Source organism: Actinoallomurus sp. NBC_01490 (assembly GCF_036227085.1).
Classification (GTDB): Bacteria; Actinomycetota; Actinomycetes; order Streptosporangiales; family Streptosporangiaceae; genus Actinoallomurus; species Actinoallomurus oryzae.
The window spans coordinates 2,819,439-2,834,955 of record NZ_CP109433.1 but is presented as its reverse complement, the minus strand read 5'-3'; the positions used below and the strand labels follow the sequence as shown (position 1 = coordinate 2,834,955).

At 70.9% G+C, this 15,517-nt stretch carries 14 protein-coding genes; 10 read left to right on the top strand and 4 right to left on the bottom strand.

Features of this window, described 5'->3' with window-relative positions; all coding sequences use genetic code 11:
• Positions 1 to 67 precede the first annotated feature (67 nt).
• Positions 68 to 1,048 (top strand): alpha/beta hydrolase family protein, encoded by a 981-nt coding sequence (locus tag OG417_RS13760; RefSeq protein WP_329255205.1) that lies wholly within the window; start codon positions 68 to 70, stop codon positions 1,046 to 1,048.
• 144 nt (positions 1,049 to 1,192) lie between these two features.
• On the opposite strand, the gene OG417_RS13755 is transcribed toward OG417_RS13760, so the two are convergent.
• Entirely contained in the window at positions 1,193 to 1,993 is an 801-nt protein-coding gene (locus OG417_RS13755) for an SDR family oxidoreductase (protein WP_329255202.1), read from the bottom strand.
• 217 nt (positions 1,994 to 2,210) lie between these two features.
• On the opposite strand from OG417_RS13755, the gene OG417_RS13750 reads away from it, so the two are divergent.
• A complete protein-coding gene (locus tag OG417_RS13750) occupies positions 2,211 to 2,585 on the top strand; it encodes a TetR family transcriptional regulator C-terminal domain-containing protein (RefSeq protein ID WP_442875683.1) in 375 nt (124 codons plus the stop codon).
• On the opposite strand, the gene OG417_RS13745 is transcribed toward OG417_RS13750, so the two are convergent.
• A complete protein-coding gene (locus OG417_RS13745; RefSeq protein WP_329255196.1) occupies positions 2,582 to 3,397 on the bottom strand; it encodes a helix-turn-helix domain-containing protein in 816 nt (271 codons plus the stop codon). The two genes, OG417_RS13750 and OG417_RS13745, sit on opposite strands and share 4 nt — an antisense overlap.
• A 188-nt stretch (positions 3,398 to 3,585) precedes the next feature.
• Here OG417_RS13745 and OG417_RS13740 point away from each other — a divergent pair, with 188 nt between their 5' ends.
• From OG417_RS13740 to OG417_RS13730, 3 genes are all read left to right on the top strand, one after another.
• Entirely contained in the window at positions 3,586 to 4,347 is a 762-nt protein-coding gene (locus OG417_RS13740) for an SDR family oxidoreductase (RefSeq protein WP_329255193.1), read from the top strand.
• A gap of 52 nt (positions 4,348 to 4,399) precedes the next feature.
• Positions 4,400 to 5,557: an epoxide hydrolase family protein gene (locus OG417_RS13735; RefSeq protein ID WP_329255190.1), complete on the top strand. Its 1,158-nt coding sequence runs from the start codon at positions 4,400 to 4,402 to the stop codon at positions 5,555 to 5,557.
• A gap of 91 nt (positions 5,558 to 5,648) precedes the next feature.
• Positions 5,649 to 6,641, top strand: a complete 993-nt coding sequence (locus tag OG417_RS13730; protein WP_329255188.1) for a threonine ammonia-lyase — start codon at positions 5,649 to 5,651, stop codon at positions 6,639 to 6,641.
• Positions 6,642 to 6,667: 26 nt separating this feature from the next.
• Here OG417_RS13730 and OG417_RS13725 read toward each other — a convergent pair whose 3' ends face one another.
• Positions 6,668 to 7,441, bottom strand: a complete 774-nt coding sequence (locus tag OG417_RS13725; RefSeq protein WP_329255185.1) for an IclR family transcriptional regulator — start codon at positions 7,439 to 7,441, stop codon at positions 6,668 to 6,670.
• 164 nt (positions 7,442 to 7,605) lie between these two features.
• Between OG417_RS13725 and OG417_RS13720 the strand changes: the two genes are divergently transcribed.
• From OG417_RS13720 to OG417_RS13700, 5 genes are all read left to right on the top strand, one after another.
• Positions 7,606 to 8,901, top strand: coding sequence for an MFS transporter (locus OG417_RS13720; protein ID WP_329255182.1), 1,296 nt, complete (start codon positions 7,606 to 7,608; stop codon positions 8,899 to 8,901).
• Positions 8,898 to 9,824, top strand: coding sequence for a 2-hydroxyacid dehydrogenase (locus OG417_RS13715; RefSeq protein ID WP_442875682.1), 927 nt, complete (start codon positions 8,898 to 8,900; stop codon positions 9,822 to 9,824). Before OG417_RS13720 ends, OG417_RS13715 begins: the two co-directional genes overlap by 4 nt.
• Before the next feature lie 53 nt (positions 9,825 to 9,877).
• Positions 9,878 to 11,056 carry an FAD-dependent oxidoreductase gene (locus tag OG417_RS13710; protein WP_329255180.1) on the top strand — a complete coding sequence of 393 codons (1,179 nt, stop codon included), beginning with the start codon at positions 9,878 to 9,880 and terminating at the stop codon, positions 11,054 to 11,056.
• Between the two features lie 155 nt (positions 11,057 to 11,211).
• Positions 11,212 to 13,209, top strand: a complete 1,998-nt coding sequence (locus tag OG417_RS13705) for an N-acetylmuramoyl-L-alanine amidase (protein WP_329255177.1) — start codon at positions 11,212 to 11,214, stop codon at positions 13,207 to 13,209.
• A gap of 123 nt (positions 13,210 to 13,332) precedes the next feature.
• Positions 13,333 to 14,172: an alpha/beta fold hydrolase gene (locus OG417_RS13700; RefSeq protein ID WP_329255174.1), complete on the top strand. Its 840-nt coding sequence runs from the start codon at positions 13,333 to 13,335 to the stop codon at positions 14,170 to 14,172.
• 24 nt (positions 14,173 to 14,196) lie between these two features.
• On the opposite strand, the gene OG417_RS13695 is transcribed toward OG417_RS13700, so the two are convergent.
• On the bottom strand, positions 14,197 to 15,489 hold the full coding sequence (locus tag OG417_RS13695; RefSeq protein ID WP_329255172.1) for an SGNH/GDSL hydrolase family protein: 1,293 nt from the start codon (positions 15,487 to 15,489) through the stop codon (positions 14,197 to 14,199).
• Positions 15,490 to 15,517: the final 28 nt, after the last annotated feature.

Sequence of the window (15,517 nt, the reverse complement as noted above, 5' to 3'; positions counted from 1 at the left end):
CGAACGAGCGCAGACTGGAGCCGTGACCAGCACCTGGACGTTGCAAACAACTGAGAAGGAGCACTCCGTGGAACGCAACGATTCTGCGAAAGACCCGTCGACGTATGCTGCCGGGTTCCCGGTGACGAGCCCTACGCCCGTCTCTTCGTACCATCCCGTCCTGATCGACGTTCCGGGGCGCCCGATTCCGCTGGCGGTTCGCGTGTCGGCTCCGGCCGTCGGCAGTGATCTGCCGGTAATCGTTCTCTCACACGGGCACGGCCCATCGAACTTCGTTCCCTCGTTCTACGGTTACGGTCCGATGGTGAACTTCTGGGCCGCGCACGGGTTCGTCGTGATACAGCCCACGCACCTCGACGCCACCTTCCTCGGCCTACGAGAGGTCGATGACCTGGATGCACCGTTGTACCTGAAGTCACGGGCCGAAGATCTTCGCCAGATCGTGGACCACCTCGGCGATATCGAGCGCACCGTTCCGGGACTGGCAGGGCGCCTGGACACCGGCCGGATCGCCGCTGTCGGTCACTCGGCCGGCGGTCACACGGTCGGCCTGATCTCGGGCCAGACCATCACCGACACCAGCGACGGGTCGACGGTGGGAGCCGTCGACGGACGCTTCGGCGCCCGTGTCATGATTGCCGCTCCCGGCCGCGGCGAGGACTTGAACGGCCCGGCGGCGCAGCCCTACGCGGCGCTCACCAGCACCAATTTCGACGGCATGACGCCGAAGGTCCTCATCGTCGTCGGAGAGAAGGACTGGCACCCCTTCTTCTCCGACCGACAGGACTGGCGAAGCGACCCCTACACGGCGGCTCCCGCGCCGAAGACTCGACTGGAGATCTTCGACGCTGAGCATGGGCTGGGCGGTATTTCGACCTTCGATGCAGCCGAGACCACCGACGAGAACCCCGACCGTGTCGCTGCCGTACGAGCGCTCATCTGGGCTTATCTGCGCAGCGAGCTCTACCCCGGAGATCCGGCCTGGACGCAGGCCACTGCAGTGCTCGCCGGCAGCACAGCACCGATCGGACGCGTCGAGTCGAAGTAGACCCTCCGCGCACGCGGCGGCGCCGCAAGGACCAACGACGACGTGGCGTTCTGCCCGGCCCGACAGAACGCCGCCCTCGGGAGGTAACCGGGTCAGCGGTGACCGCTGACCCGGATCTCACCCGTGTCCCCGGAGGGGTACCGCCTACAGGCGCTCGCCGCCGGTGGCGTCGATGATCTGACCCGTGATCCACCGGGCGTCGTGGGAGGCGAGAAGAGCGACGACGTCGGCGATGTCGGCGGGTTCGCCGACGCGGGCGAGGGCGCGCTGCGCGACGATGGAGGCCATGGCCTCGGAGTTGCCGCGCAACCAGTCGGCGTTCATGTCGGTGTCGGTGGTGCCGGGTCGGACGGCGTTGACGGTGATGCCGCGTGGGCCGAGGTGCTGGGCGAGCGGGAGCGTGAGAGCTTCGAGGGCTCCCTTGGTCATGGTGTATCCGATGATGCCGGGGATGGGGACGCGGGTGGCGCCCGAGGAGACGTTCACCACGCGTCCGCCGTCGGCCAGGCGCGGCAGGGCGGCCTTGATGATCAGGAACGGCGCGGTGGTGTTGATCTGCTGCTGGCGGATGAAGTCCTCGGCGGCGGTCTCCTCGATGACGCCGTTCACGACGATCCCGGCGTTGTTCACCAGCACCCGCACGGGCACGTCGCGCAGCGCGCCCGCGGCCGCGTCGTAGGAAGCCCAGAAGGCGGTGCCGATGTCGGGTTCGGCGAGGTCGGCGGCGAAGGAGAACGCCGTGCCGCCGGCCGCGGTGATCTTCTCGACGACGTCGGCCGCGGCGGCCGAGTCCTGGCGGTAGTGAACTGCGACGGTGTACCCGTCGGCGCCGAGACGGCCGGCGATGGCCGCCCCGATGCCGCGGCCGGCGCCGGTGACAACAGCGATGCCGTCGGACTTACGGGCGTTGAGCGCTTCGATGTCGCGCAGGTCGGTGTCAGACATGATGCCTCTCTGTCGCCCGGGCTCGGGCGGTACCGGGTGCTGATGACGTGCGACGCTCCCGCGCTCTCGTCGCGTCGGCTGTCGCAGAGGGGCGAAGCCAAGCCTGTACGCGGCCTTCGGCGACAAGAAAGAGCTGTTCCGCAAAGCCCTGGAGCGCTACACCGAGGGCCCGGCCGACTACGGGACGCGCGCCCTGGAGGAGCCGACCGCACGAGGCGTGGCCGAGGCGATTCTCCGCGGAGCGGTTCGGACCACGACGCGTCCCGACGGCCCTGCGGGATGCCTGGGCGTGCAGGTCGCGCTGGCGTTGAGCGAAGCGGGGCGGCCCGCGCACGACATGCTGGTCGAGTGGCGGAACGCTTCGGCTCTACGCCTTGAGGAGCGTTTCCAGCGGGCCGTCGACGAGGGCGATCTGCCGCGCGACGCCGACCCCCGACGGCTCGCCCGATATGTCATGACGGTGACGTTCGGCATCGCCGTCCAGGCCGCCAGCGGCCTCGGCCGGGACGAGCTCCAGGACATCGCCGACATGGCACTGGAGTGCTGGCTGCCAAATGGCGTGCGACGGACGCACACGGGGCGTTCCGGCTAGTACGGCTGCAGGGAGGCGAGGAGGCGTAGTTTCTCGTCGCTCTCGCTGCCCTGATCGGCGTAGTAGAGGACCACGAGCAGGTCGTCCACTGGAAGCTTGTCCCGGTGCAGGCGCAGCTCACCGACGACGGGATGGTTCACGGTCGTGGTGCCGCCGTCGAGGTTGCGGATGTCGTGGCGTGCCCAGAGGGATCGGAAGCGCTCGCTCGACAGGGCGAGTTCGCCCACCAGTTCCACGAACCTCGGGTCGTCGATGTCGTCGCCGACGCTCTTCCTGAAGGCGGCGACGAATCCTTCCGTGGCGCGCGTCCAGTCCTGTTGGAACGCCTGTTCCTCGGGATCGAGGAGCAGCGACCGCAGGCGGTTGTACCCGGGTTGGAGGCGCGGAGAGAGCGCGACCGCGAGCCGGTTGGACGCGAGCACGTCGAACGCGCGCCCCTCCACGAAGGCGGGAATCTGCACGCTCGCCAGGAGCTGGTGCAACCGGGCGGGGACGCGCTCGGGCTTCCTGCGCCGCTGAGGCCTGGGGCGTGCGGCGGCCAGGGCGAGGAGGTACTCCTGTTCGAGCTCGTCGAGGCGCAGGACCCGCGCGAGCGATTCGAGAACCTGCGGTGAGGGATTCCTGTCGCGGCCGCGCTCCAGCCGCAGGTAGTAGTCGGCGCTGATGCCCGCGAGCATGGCGATCTCCTCACGGCGAAGCCCCGGAACGCGCCGGTTCCGCCCCCGCGCCAGCCCGACCTGCTCCGGGGTGACCAGGGCCCGCCGGGCACGGAGGTAACCGCCGAGCAGATTGGCGCGGTCGTCGTCGCTCATGTCCGCCATCGTAATTCGGACTCTCTCCCTCAAAGGGGGCCCTGACAGGACCCCGGAAGACGGGGGCACTCCCTCCCGGCGGAGAACGGGCCAACACTGAAGGTGTCGCCGCGGAAGAGGCGGCGATACCGAAACCGCGCCGGTCACAGGCCTGTCGCCGACCGGCGCGCCCTGAGCGGGAGTAATCCATGGACATCACCGAACGCACCGTCTTCATCGCCGGCGCCACCTCGGGCATCGGTCTCGAGCTCGCTCGCCGCTTCGCCGCGGCCGGCAGCTCCGCCGTCGTCGGCGGCCGGCGAGCCGATCTGCTCGACCGGCTCGCGGCCGAGGGGTTCGACACCGTTCCCATCGACGTGACCGACCAGGACAGCGTCGACCGTGCCCGCGACGCGGTGCTCCGCAGCCACCCGGGCCTCGACACGATCGTGACGATGTCCGGGGTCATGATCCCCGAGGACCTGCGCGATCCCGCGCACTTCGGTGCCGCACGGCAGACGATCGACACCAACCTCCTCGGCACCATCCGCGTCATCGACGCGTTCACCCCGCACCTGGTCGGGCGCGGCGCCGGCACCATCATCACGGTCACCTCGGGCATCGGGTTCCTGCCGTTCCCGGTCATGCCGACCTACGCGGCATCGAAGGCCGCCGTGCACGCCTACTCCGAGGCGTTGCGCGCGCAGCTGGACGGCACCGGCGTCGAGGTCTCCGAACTCGTCCCCCCGGCCGTCGCCACCACGCCGGAGCAGGCTCGGCTCAACCCCCGCGCGCTCGACCTGGCCGAGTTCGCCACCGAGGTGATGGACCTGCTCCAGACCGACCCCACCCCGCGCGAGATCCTCGTCAAGGGCGTGCTGATGCACCGGTGGGCCGAGCGCGACGGCACCTACGACGATCTGGTCGCCCAGCGGTCGCAGGCGCTGGCGATGCTCCCGAGCCGCCAGTAGGCACGACAGCCGGGGCCGGTGATCTGTCACCGCACCCGGCCATGCTGAGCCCATGACACCTACGCCGTTCACGATCGGCATCGCGCAGGATGTTCTTGAGGACCTCCGCCATCGCCTGGAGCACACGCGGTTCGCGGAGGCGACCCCGGGACGGCCGTGGGCGGCCGGCACCGACCCGTCCTACCTGCGGGAGCTGGTGGCCTACTGGGCGCACGGCTTCGACTGGCGAGCGCGTGAGGCCGAGCTCAACACGCTGCCGCACCGGCTGGCCGAGATCAACGGCACTCCCGTGCACTACCTGCACGTGAGAGGGGTGCACGCTCCGGACGCGGCCCCGCCGCTGCCGCTCGTGCTGACCCATGGCTGGCCCAGCAGCTTCGTGGAGATGCTGCCGCTGGTGCCGTTGCTCACCGACCCGGGCGCCCACGGCGCGGATCCGGCCGACGCGTTCGACGTCGTCATCCCCTCGCTGCCGGGGCACCTGTTCTCCGGGGTTCCCGACGGGCCGGTGACCCGTCCGGTCATCGCCGGCCTGTGGGTGCGGCTGATGTCCGAGCTCGGGTACGAGCGGTTCGGCGCGCACGGCGGTGACATCGGCGCCGATGTCACCAACTGGCTGGCGATCGAGCACGCCGACCGGCTGGTCGGCATCCACACGATCCATCCGAAGCTGCCCACCGAGCTCGATCCCGAGCGGCCGCTCTCAGCGGCCGAACAGGCCTATCTCGATCGGCGGGCCGTCGAGGACGAGGAGGACGGCGGCTACAGCGCCATGCAGATCACCCGCCCCGACACGCTCGCCGCGGCCCTGCTCGACTCCCCTGCGGGCCTGGCCGCCTGGATCGTGGACAAGTATCGCGCCTGGGGCGACTGCCACGGCGACGTCGAGTCGCGGTTCTCCAAGGACCTGCTGCTGACGATCATCACGCTCTACTGGGCGACCGGCTCGATCGGCACCTCGTTCCGCACCTATCACGACTACCCGCACAACCCGCCGCGACCGCTGATCCACGTGCCGACGGCCGTCACCCTCAGCACCGAGGACGCCGACTACCCGCGGGAACTCGCCCAGCGCAGCTACTCCGACATCCGGCAGTGGCGCGACGCCGATGCCGGCGGGCACTTCATGCCGCTGGAGGAGCCCGAAACGGTCGCCGAGCAGATCCGTACGTTCTTCCGGCCCTTGCGGAAGGCCGACGCCACCCGCTGACACGCGGTGGCGCGGAGCGTCGCGCCGAACGGCTCGGGCACCGGGCGCTCGCCCGAGGGGAGCGGCGCCGGCGACGCTACGCTCCTGTGTCGTGCAGCAGACGCGCCTCGACACCGCTCGGATCCGGGCGGCTCGCCGGGTGATCGACCCGGTTTTCCTCGACACTCCGCTGTACCGCTGTGAGGCGCTGGAGCCCGGCCTCGGGTGCGCGGTGAGCATCAAGCTCGAAACGGCGAACCCGGTCCGCAGCTTCAAGGCCCGGGGCACGGAGTTGGTCGCGAGCCTGCTCCCCGACGACGGTCCGCGCGCCGTGGTGTGCGCCAGCGCGGGCAACCTCGGCCAGGCCCTCGCCTGGTCCGGTCGCGGCCGGGGGCTCGACGTCACCGTCGTGGCATCCCGCCACGCGACGGTGGCCAAGCTCGATCGCATCCGCGCACTGGGTGCCAGGCTGGAGCTGGTGGACGGCGACCACGAACTGGCCCGCGAGCGGGCGGCGGCCATCGCGCGGCACGACGGAATCCGGCTGGTCGAGGACAGCCTCGACATCGAGACCTGCGAGGGCGCGGCCACCATCGGCCTGGAACTCGTGGAAGACCTGGCGGACACCGTGCCGCCGTTCGACGCCGTTCTGATCGCTCTGGGCGGCGGGGCGATGGCCACCGGCGTGGGCCATGTGGTGAAGGACCTTGCACCGGGCGTCGAGGTGATCTGCGTCCAGCCGCTCGGCGCACCGGCGATGACGCACTCCTGGCGCACGCGGCGCGTCGTCACCACCGACTCGGCCGACACCATCGCCGACGGCGTCGCCGGCCGGTGTCCCATCCCGGCCGTCCTGGACGACCTCCTCCTGGTCGCCGACGACGCCGTCCTGGTCCAGGAGAGCTCGATCATCGCCGGCATGCGGATGCTCCTCGACCACGCCGGCCTCGTCGTCGAGCCGTCGGCCGCGCTCGGCGTCGCGGCGATCCTCGAAGACCCTGACCGCTTCGCCGGCCGCCACGTGGTCACCATCGTGTGCGGCAGCAACGTCGACGTGGACGCCTATCACCGCTGGGTCGGCGCGGCTCCCGTCCACCGGTCCTGACGGTCGCTCGCATCCGGCGCGCGGGATCAGACGGTGGGGAGAAGGACGGCGAGTTCGGCCGCCGCCTCGAGCAGGAAGGGCAACGACCCGGTCAGCTCCCGCATCGTCACCCGGTACGCGGGTGCCGGTGTGGACAGGGCCGCCAGCGCGGTCCCGCCCGGCCCGACGATCGGCACGCCCACCGCGCGGATGCCGGCCTCGTGCTCCTCGTCGGACACCGCGTAGCCCTGCTCCCGTACGCGATCGATCTCCTCGCGGAACCGCGCGCGGTCGGTGATGGTGGCCGGGCCCAGCGGCGTCAGCTCCAACTCCTCGACCAGCTCCGCGCGTACCTCGTCCGGCGCGAAGGCGATCAGGCACTTGCCCATCGACGTGCAGTGCAGCGGCCCGTGCTTGGCCGGCTCCCCGATGACCCGGATGCGGCGCGGGCCCTGCACATGGTGGACGTAGAGCTGGTGCCGGCCGTCCAGCACCGACATCAGGGTGGGCTCGCCGGTCAGCTCCGTCACCCTCCGCATGACCGGCAGCGCCACGCCCGTGAAGCCGCGGGCCTGCGACACGCGCTGCCCCAGCTCGAACATGCGAAGCCCCAGGCTGTAGCGCCGGCTCTCGTCGTCGCTGCGGACGAACCCGTCCCGCTGCAACGAGCCGAGCAGCCGGTGGGTGGTGCTGACCGGGTAGCCGGCGTCTCTGGCCAGCCGTGAGACACCGACGCCCTCGGGATGCTCACCGAGCAGGCACAGCAGACGCAGCGCCTTGCCCACGGCGTCGGAGTCCGACCGATCCCCCTTCGCGGCCATTTCGTCAGCACCTTTCCCGCCGGATACGGACAGCCTCGGCGTCCGAAACCCACGTGAACAGCCCCTTGACGCCGACGACACGCAAGCACGACACTCACCTTACCGCATTCCGGATAGGCTTTCCATATTACGGAAAGATCTCCCCGCAGACAAAGGAGTGCTCCGTGACCGCCTCCGCCCCAGACAGTCCCCTCCGGCCCATCCCGCGCGGGCAGGCCCTGCCCGGCCGGCAGCGCTGGGTACGGCTGCTGCCCATCGCCTTCGTCACTTACAGCCTCGCCTACCTGGACCGATCCAACTTCTCGGTGGGAATCGCCGGTGGCATGAAGAGCGATCTCGGCCTGACCGGCGGCACGTCCGCGCTGATCGGGGCCTCGTTCTTCCTCGGCTACTTCCTGTTCCAGGTGCCGGGGGCCATCTACGCCGACCGCCGCAGCGTCAAAGGGCTGATCTTCTGGAGCCTGCTCGCGTGGGGCGTGCTGGCGTCGGTGCAGGGGCTGTTGTCCTCGGCCACGGCGCTCGTCGCGGTGAGGTTCCTGCTCGGCGTCGTCGAGGGCGCGGTGCTCCCGGCCATGGTGATCCTGCTGAGCCGCTGGTTCACCAGATCCGAGCGCGGACAGGCCAACAGCGTGCTCATCCTGGGCAATCCGGTCACGGTGCTGTGGCTGACCGCGCTGTCCGGCTATCTGATCGAGCTCACGTCCTGGCGCGGCATGTTCGTCATCGAGGGTCTGCCGGCGATCCTGTGGGCCTTCTACTTCCGCGCGAAGGTGGACGACCGCCCCGAGCAGGCCGCCTGGCTCGACCCGGCCGAACGGGACGCGGTGACCGGCACGCTGGCCGACGAGCAGCAGGACATCACCCCGGTCAACGGCTACTGGGCGGCCTTCCGCTCACGCGCGGTCGTCCTGCTGTCGGTGCAGTACCTGCTGTGGAGCCTCGGCGTGTACGGGTTCGTCTTCTGGCTGCCCTCGATCGTGAAGGCCGGCTCCGGCGCGGGCATCGGCGCGACCGGCCTGATCTCGGCGGCGCCGTACCTGCTGGCCGCCATCCTGATGGTGGTGAACTCCCGGATGTCGGACCGCAGCGCCCGCCGAAGCCGCCACGTGTGGCCGTGGCTCGTGCTGGGCGCACTGGCCTTCTACGGGTCGTACCTGGTCGGCGCCGCGCACTTCTGGCCCTCGTTCGTGCTGCTGCTGATCGCCGGCGGTGCGATGTACGCGCCGTACGGCCCCTATTTCGCCTACATCCCCGAGCTGCTTCCCCGGCCCGTGGCGGGGCCGTCGGTCGCGCTCATCAACGCCTTCGGCGCCCTGGGCGGTTTCCTGGGTACATACCTCGTCGGCTGGCTGGACGACGCGACGGGCGGCCGGAGCGCGTCCTTCCTGATGCTGGCCGGATCCCTGGCCGCGGCCTCGGCGGTGATGCCTTTCGTACGGACGGGCGGGAGAACCGCATGACGCAGACACCTCGCGCTCCCCGGGCGCTGGTCCCCTGGGCACACGTCGCCGACCTGATGGACGGCTGGCCGGACGAGCTGCCGGTCGCGGTCTACGACGGCACCGGTGAACCGCCGCCGGACCTGTCCGCCGTACGGTTCTACGTGCTGCCGTACGCCAAGCCCGATGCCACCGCCCTGCTGGCGCGGATGCCCGCGCTGGAGGCGGTGCAGAGCCTCAGCGCCGGGGTCGACAAACTGCTCCCGCAGCTTCCGCCCGGCGTGGTGCTGTGCAACGGGCGCGGCCTGCACGACGCGAGCGTCGCCGAGCACGCGCTGAGCCTGATCCTCGCCGTGCTCCGCGACATCCCGCACTGGGTACGCCGGCAGGACGACCACCGCTGGGCGCCGCACTTCACCCGCTCGCTGGCCGGCTCCCGCGCCCTGCTCATCGGGTACGGATCGATCGGCGCCGCGGTCGAGGCACGGCTGCTGCCGTTCGAGGTGGAGGTCGTTCGGGTGGCGCGCCGGGCCCGGCCCGGCGTGCACGGCATCGACGAACTGCCCGGCCTGCTCCCGGACGCGGACATCGTGATCCTCACGCTGCCGCAGACCGCCACCACCACCGGGTTGCTCGGCGCCGAACAGCTCGCCGCGCTGCCGGACGGCGCGCTGGTGGTGAACGTCGGCCGGGGCGGCACCATCGACACGGCCGCCCTGCTGGACCAGACCGCGTCCGGCCGGCTGTACGCGGCGCTGGACGTGGTCGACCCGGAACCGCTCCCCGCCGACCACCCCCTGTGGAGGGTCCCGGGCGTGCTCATCACCCCACACGTCGCGGGCGGTTCGGCGACGTTCTACCCCCGCGCCGAACGCCTGATCGCCGAGCAGCTGCGCCGCTTCGCCGACGGCCGCCCGCTCCTCAACGTGGTCGACCGGGCATGAGCCGCAAGGGCTGAACGAAGGAAGCCGCCGGGCGGCGCGGGTGTTGTCGGGACGTGGGGTCAAGCAGCGTCCGTTCTCTCGAGTACCGGCCGCCCGACGCCGAGACACCCGTCCGGCCGGTCGGCGTGGTCGTGATCGGCGCGGGCCAGGCCGGTCTCTCGGCCGCGTATCACCTGCGGCGCCGAGGCTTCGTCCCGGCGGCCGTTGCCGGCCGGACCTCGGCGGAGCGCCGAGGATTCGTGGTCCTGGACGGCGAGGCGGGACCCGGAGGCGCGTGGCGGCACCGCTGGCGTTCGCTGCGGATGGCGACGGTGAACGGCATCTACGACCTGCCGGGAATGGCACAGCCGGAGCCGGATCCATGTGAGCCGAGCGTCGATGCGCTGCCGAGGTACTTCGCGGCCTATGAGGCGGAGCACGAGCTACCGGTGCTGAGGCCGGTCAGGGTCGGTGCCGTGCGCCGCGCCGACGACGATCCGCGTGGCCGGCTGCTCGTGGAGACGAGCGCGGGGACATGGTCGGCACGAGCGGTCGTCAACGCGACGGGGACGTGGACGAAGCCGTTCTGGCCGTACTACCCGGGGCAGGGGGAGTTCGCCGGGCGGCAGCTGCACGTGGCCGACTATGTATCGGCCAAGGATTTCTCCGGCCGGCACGTGCTGGTGGTGGGCGGCGGCATCTCGGCCGTGCAACTACTCGTGGAGATCTCCCAGGTCGCCACGGCGACGTGGTTCACGCGGCGCCCGCCGGTCTGGATCGATGAGCCGTTCGACCGGCAGGAGTTCGGTCGCACCGCCGTCGCGCGCGTGGAGGAGCGGGTACGGCAGGGCCTGCCGCCGGGAAGTGTCGTGTCGGCGACCGGCCTGATATGGACGCCGGCGCTGCGTGCCGCCGCGGCCCGCGGCGAGTTGGAACGTCATCCGATGTTCACCAGGATCGAACGCGACGGGGTGAGGCTCGCCGACGGCGGCTTCCAGCGAGCGGATGCGATCCTCTGGGCGACCGGCTTCCGCGCGGCGCTGGACCATCTGGCCCCGTTGGGGCTGCGCGGGCCGGGCGGCGGCATCGTCATGGACAAGACGATGGTGGCCGCCGAGCCGCGCGTGCATCTGATCGGCTACGGCCCGTCCGCGTCCACGGTCGGAGCCAACCGCGCCGGCCGCGACACGGCGCACAGCCTGGCCGGGCTGCTGACAGTCGGCGAGGCCCGGACGAGCGATTCCGAATGGTGACGTGAGGCCCGGCACGGCCACGGCCATCGCCGCCGGCTCACGCTCCACCGGCCGAATTCCACCGAACATCCTTACTCACCGCAAAGATCCACTAACTTGACACCTCCGGGTTTACGCCTGGTTTCTTGCCACCCCCCGCTCCCGAAGGTCCGACATTGCCGAAGTCCCCCACTCGTCTGACCGTTGCGCTGGTCGCGTCGACCGCCGCCGTCGCCTCGCTGACGGCCGTGTACGTCTCCCAGCGGCAGGGCGACCGGCCGGTGCCCGCCGCGCAGGCGGCACTCGCCGCAACGGCCTCGACACACGATGTCTCCCGCCAACAGAACTACGCCCGGGCGGCGAAGGCCTACCACGTTCCCGAGTCGGTGCTCCTGGCCGTTTCCTACCTGGAGTCGGGCTGGAACACCAATGCCGGGCACCCGAGCGTCAGCGCCGGGTACGGCCCGATGCACCTCGTCGACGGCACGCTGACGCGCGCCGTCCGCGGCATCGAGAACGGCACCGGTGACCCCCGGGGCCAGGGCGGCCGGCCGATCGCCGCGCCGGCGGCCGACCCCGCGAAGCACTACGCGTCCCAGACGCTCCAGCAGGCGGCGCGGCGCACCGGCATCTCGGTCACCCGGCTGCGCACGGATCCCGCGGCGAACATCGTCGGTGGAGCGGCACTGCTCGCGGCGTACCAGCGCGCCCTGCACCACCCGCTGAGCCAGAACCCCGCCGCCTGGCACGACGCGATCGCCGCCTACGGCGCGGCCTCCAGCGGTGCCTCCACCGCGGCGTCGAGCCTGCGCACCGGCGACCAGTGGTTCGCCGACCAGGTCTTCTCGGTGATGCGCAGCGGCGCGTCGCGCACGACCGACGACGGGCAGGGGATGCGGCTCGCCGCCCAGCCCACCCTGCGTGCCCCGGCTCAGGCGAACCGGCAGTCGTCAGAGGTCGACTGCCCGGCCTCCCTCGACTGCAGCTGGGTCCCCGCGCCGTACGTCCAGCTTGATCCCAACGATTCCACCAAGTACGGCAACCACGACATCTCGGACCGGCCGCGGACGACGAAGATCAAGTACATCGTCATCCACGACACCGAGGCCACCTACGACCAGTCGCTGCAGCTCGCCCAGGACAAGACCTACCTGGCCTGGAACTACACGATCAGGTCGGCGGACGGTGCCGTCGCCCAGCATCTGCGGGCCAAGGACATCGGCTGGCACGCGGGCAACTGGTACGTCAACACGACCTCCATCGGCGTCGAGCACGAGGGCGTTCTCGCTCAGGGCGGCACCTGGTACACCGAGGCGATGTACCGCAGCTCCGCCCAGCTCGTCCGCCATCTCGCGGCCGAGTACGGCATACCGCTGGACCGGGCGCACATCCTCGGCCACGACATGGTGCCCGGCCAGACGACGAGCGCCGTCGCGGAAATGCACGTCGACCCCGGCCCGTACTGGGACTGGGCGCACTACTTCGCTCTGATGGGCAAACCGCTGAAGGGGACGGCGAAGGCCGGTTCGTCCGACCTGGTGATGATCCGCCCGGAGTACGCCACCAACACCGTGCCCTACACGGGCTGTGACAAGAGCGGATCCAGCACCCCCTGCCCGCAGCACGGTTCGTCGGCGGTCGTCCTGCGGATGGCGCCGAGCGAGTCCGCGCCGCTGGTGAAGGACGTCGCCATGCACCCGGCGAACGGCGGCACGGCAACGATGGACGTGGCGGACATGGGCGCACACGCCGCGACCGGCCAGCGGTACCTGGTCGCCGGCCGGCAGGGCGACTGGACCGCGATCTGGTACCTGGGCCAGCGCGCCTGGTTCCACGACCCGGCCTCGGCACCGGTCTCGGTTCCCGTACACGGCCTCGTGGCGGTCCCGCGGAAGGGGGTGACCTCCGTACCGGTGTACGGGTGGCCCTTCCCCGAAGCGTCGGCCTACCCGAAGAACGTGCCGGTGCAGCAGATCTCGGCGCTGCCGTACCAGTTCACCACCGGCCAGGGCTACGCGGTGGGCGGCGGAAACCGCAGCCAGTACTACTACGCCAAGACCTTCAACCTGAGCGAGCACGTGATGGTGAGGGGAAAGACCGCCTACTACCAGATCCAGATCGGCCACCGGGTGGGCTACGTCAAGACATCGGACGTGTCCCTGCGCGCCAGGTGAGCGACCCGAGCCGACCGCACGGGGCCCTTGCCTCCGGACCATCCGGGCGCAAGGGCCCTCTCGCGTCCACCGGCCCGGTCGGCTGATTGCCCTGGCCGGAACGCCGCTGACAGGATTCCCGTCATGCCCACCTACTTCGCACATGATGGGACCCATCTCGCCTACCGCGTGTTCGGAGCGGGTAGCCCGCTGGTCTGCCTGCCGGGCGGCCCGATGCTCAGCTCCGCCTACCTCGGCGAGCTCGGCGGCCTGTCCGCACATCGGCGGTTGCTCATGGTGGACCCTCGGGGCACCGGCCGGTCCGCGATACCGAAGGATGCCGCCTCGTACCGCTGTGACCGGCTCGTCGACGACGTCGAAGCGCTGCGCGAGCACCTTGGCCTCGACCGGCTGGACCTGCTCGCGCACAGCGCCGGCGCGAACCTCGCGGCGCTGTACGCGGCCCGGCACCCCCAACGCGTCGGCAGGCTCGCACTGATCACTCCGAGCACCCGGGCCGTCGGCATCGAGGTCACCGGAGAGGCGCGGCTCGAGATCGCGCGGCTCCACGAGGCCGAGCCCTGGTTCGCCGCGGCCTTCTCGGCTCTTGAAGCGGTCGTGGCGGGCGACGTCACCGACGACCGCTGGAAGGCCATCGATCCTCTCTTCTACGGACGCTGGGACGCGGCGGCACAGGCGCACAACGCGGCCGCGAACGCCGAGCGGAACGAGGAAGTGGCGGCCGCCTTCGGCGCCGCGGGCGCCTTCGACCCGCCGGCGACTCGCGCGGCGCTCGCCGCGTTCGGCGCGCCGGTGCTGCTGCTCGGCGGAGAGACCGATCCGAACACCCCTCCGAACGCCGTGGCCGAATACGCCGCGCTGTTCCCGGACGCCGAGGTCGTCATTCAGCCGGGAGCGGGCCACTATCCCTGGCTGGACGACGCCGCCCGGTTCACCGCGACCATCGCGGCGTTCTTGGTATGAAGGTCGCCCGGCCCGTGTCGCACATCACCGCGTGAGGGCGGGTTCGACGGCGTCGGCCATCGCCTGTCGGCCGGCGGCGTTCGGATGCAGGTGGTCACCGCTGTCGTACCGCGGGTCCAGCAGTTCGGGATGCCCGGGGTAGCGCAACAACGCGTCGAAATCGATCACGCCGTCATAGACGTGGTTTCCGCGGATCCAGGCGTTGACGGCCTGGCGTTTGCTCTCCGCCGTCGCGCTCCAGTACGAATAGCCCTCGGCCGGCGTCAGTGTGCCGATGAGGATCCGGACGCCGTGGGCGTGCGCGGCGGCGGCGATCCGCTGGTACGCGTCGATGAGGTCCTGCGGGGTGACGTCGGTGTTCGGTGTGAAGCAGCCGGTGTCCGGCTCCTGACTGAAGCCCAGGTCGTTGATGCCCTCGAGGAGGACCGCGTCGCGTACGCCGGGCTGGCTGAACACGTCGCGGTCCAGGCGCGTGACCAGCGCGGCTCCGTAGCAGGCGGACGGGGACAGCACCCGGTTGCCGGAGATGCCCTGGTTGGCCACGGCCGGCGCGTTCTTCCCGTACCGGGCGGCGAGCGAACGGGCCAGGAAGTTCGGCCAGCGGCTGTTGTCGTCCCGCTGCTGCTGGACCTCGGTGATCGAGTCGCCGATCGCGACGATCGTGCCCCGAGCGTGCGAGCGGACCTGGACGGCGTCGAGCAGGAACCAGGTGCTCACGTTCTTCGTGAACGCCACACCGTCGGCGTCGGCGGCGTGGTCGCCGCCCGCGAGGTAGTTCGTCGTCTGGGAGTACTGGTGATACGTGGCCTGCGTGACCGATCCCGGCGCGTACAGGCTGATGGCGAGCGAGCTCAGCGCCGGCACCGGCATCCGGATCAGGTCGCTGAGCACCGAACCGCCCTTCGGCACCACGACGGACGGTCCGCCGCCGAACGTCAGCCGGTGCGTCGTGGCCGGGTCGAGGGCCGCGCCGCGCAACTGGCGGGCGACCGTCGCCGAGCGCACGGTCAGCGGTGCGTCGCCGAACGCGTTGGTGACCCTGATCCGCACGGCGTCCCCGCCCGCGCTCGTGTAGACGATGTCGCGCACCGTCTGGTCGTTCAGGGACTGCACCGACGACGCCAGCGGTGTGGGTGACATCGCGGAGCCGCTCCAGGTCGTCACCCACCCCGCGGCATGAGGCGCACGAGCCGCCTTGGTGCCCGCCGCCGCCGGCGCGCCGCCGGCGGAGGTGGAGGCGATGCCGATAAGGACGGGGATGGCCGCCAACGCGATCGCGCGGCGGGAGTGCCGGAAGACTGGGAGAGGACTGCGCACGCTACCCGCCTTGACTTTTGACGCGGAC

Bases quoted from the DNA above. Each gene is read 5' to 3' on its own strand.
- OG417_RS13755 (WP_329255202.1), bottom strand. From the start codon at position 1,993: ATGTCTGACACCGACCTGCGCGACATCGAAGCGCTCAACGCCCGTAAG.
- OG417_RS13745 (WP_329255196.1), bottom strand. From the start codon at position 3,397: ATGAGCGACGACGACCGCGCCAATCTGCTCGGCGGTTACCTCCGTGCC.
- OG417_RS13740 (WP_329255193.1), top strand. From the start codon at position 3,586: ATGGACATCACCGAACGCACCGTCTTCATCGCCGGCGCCACCTCGGGC.
- OG417_RS13735 (WP_329255190.1), top strand. From the start codon at position 4,400: ATGACACCTACGCCGTTCACGATCGGCATCGCGCAGGATGTTCTTGAG.
- OG417_RS13725 (WP_329255185.1), bottom strand. From the start codon at position 7,441: ATGGCCGCGAAGGGGGATCGGTCGGACTCCGACGCCGTGGGCAAGGCG.
- OG417_RS13715 (WP_442875682.1), top strand. From the start codon at position 8,898: ATGACGCAGACACCTCGCGCTCCCCGGGCGCTGGTCCCCTGGGCACAC.
- OG417_RS13700 (WP_329255174.1), top strand. From the start codon at position 13,333: ATGCCCACCTACTTCGCACATGATGGGACCCATCTCGCCTACCGCGTG.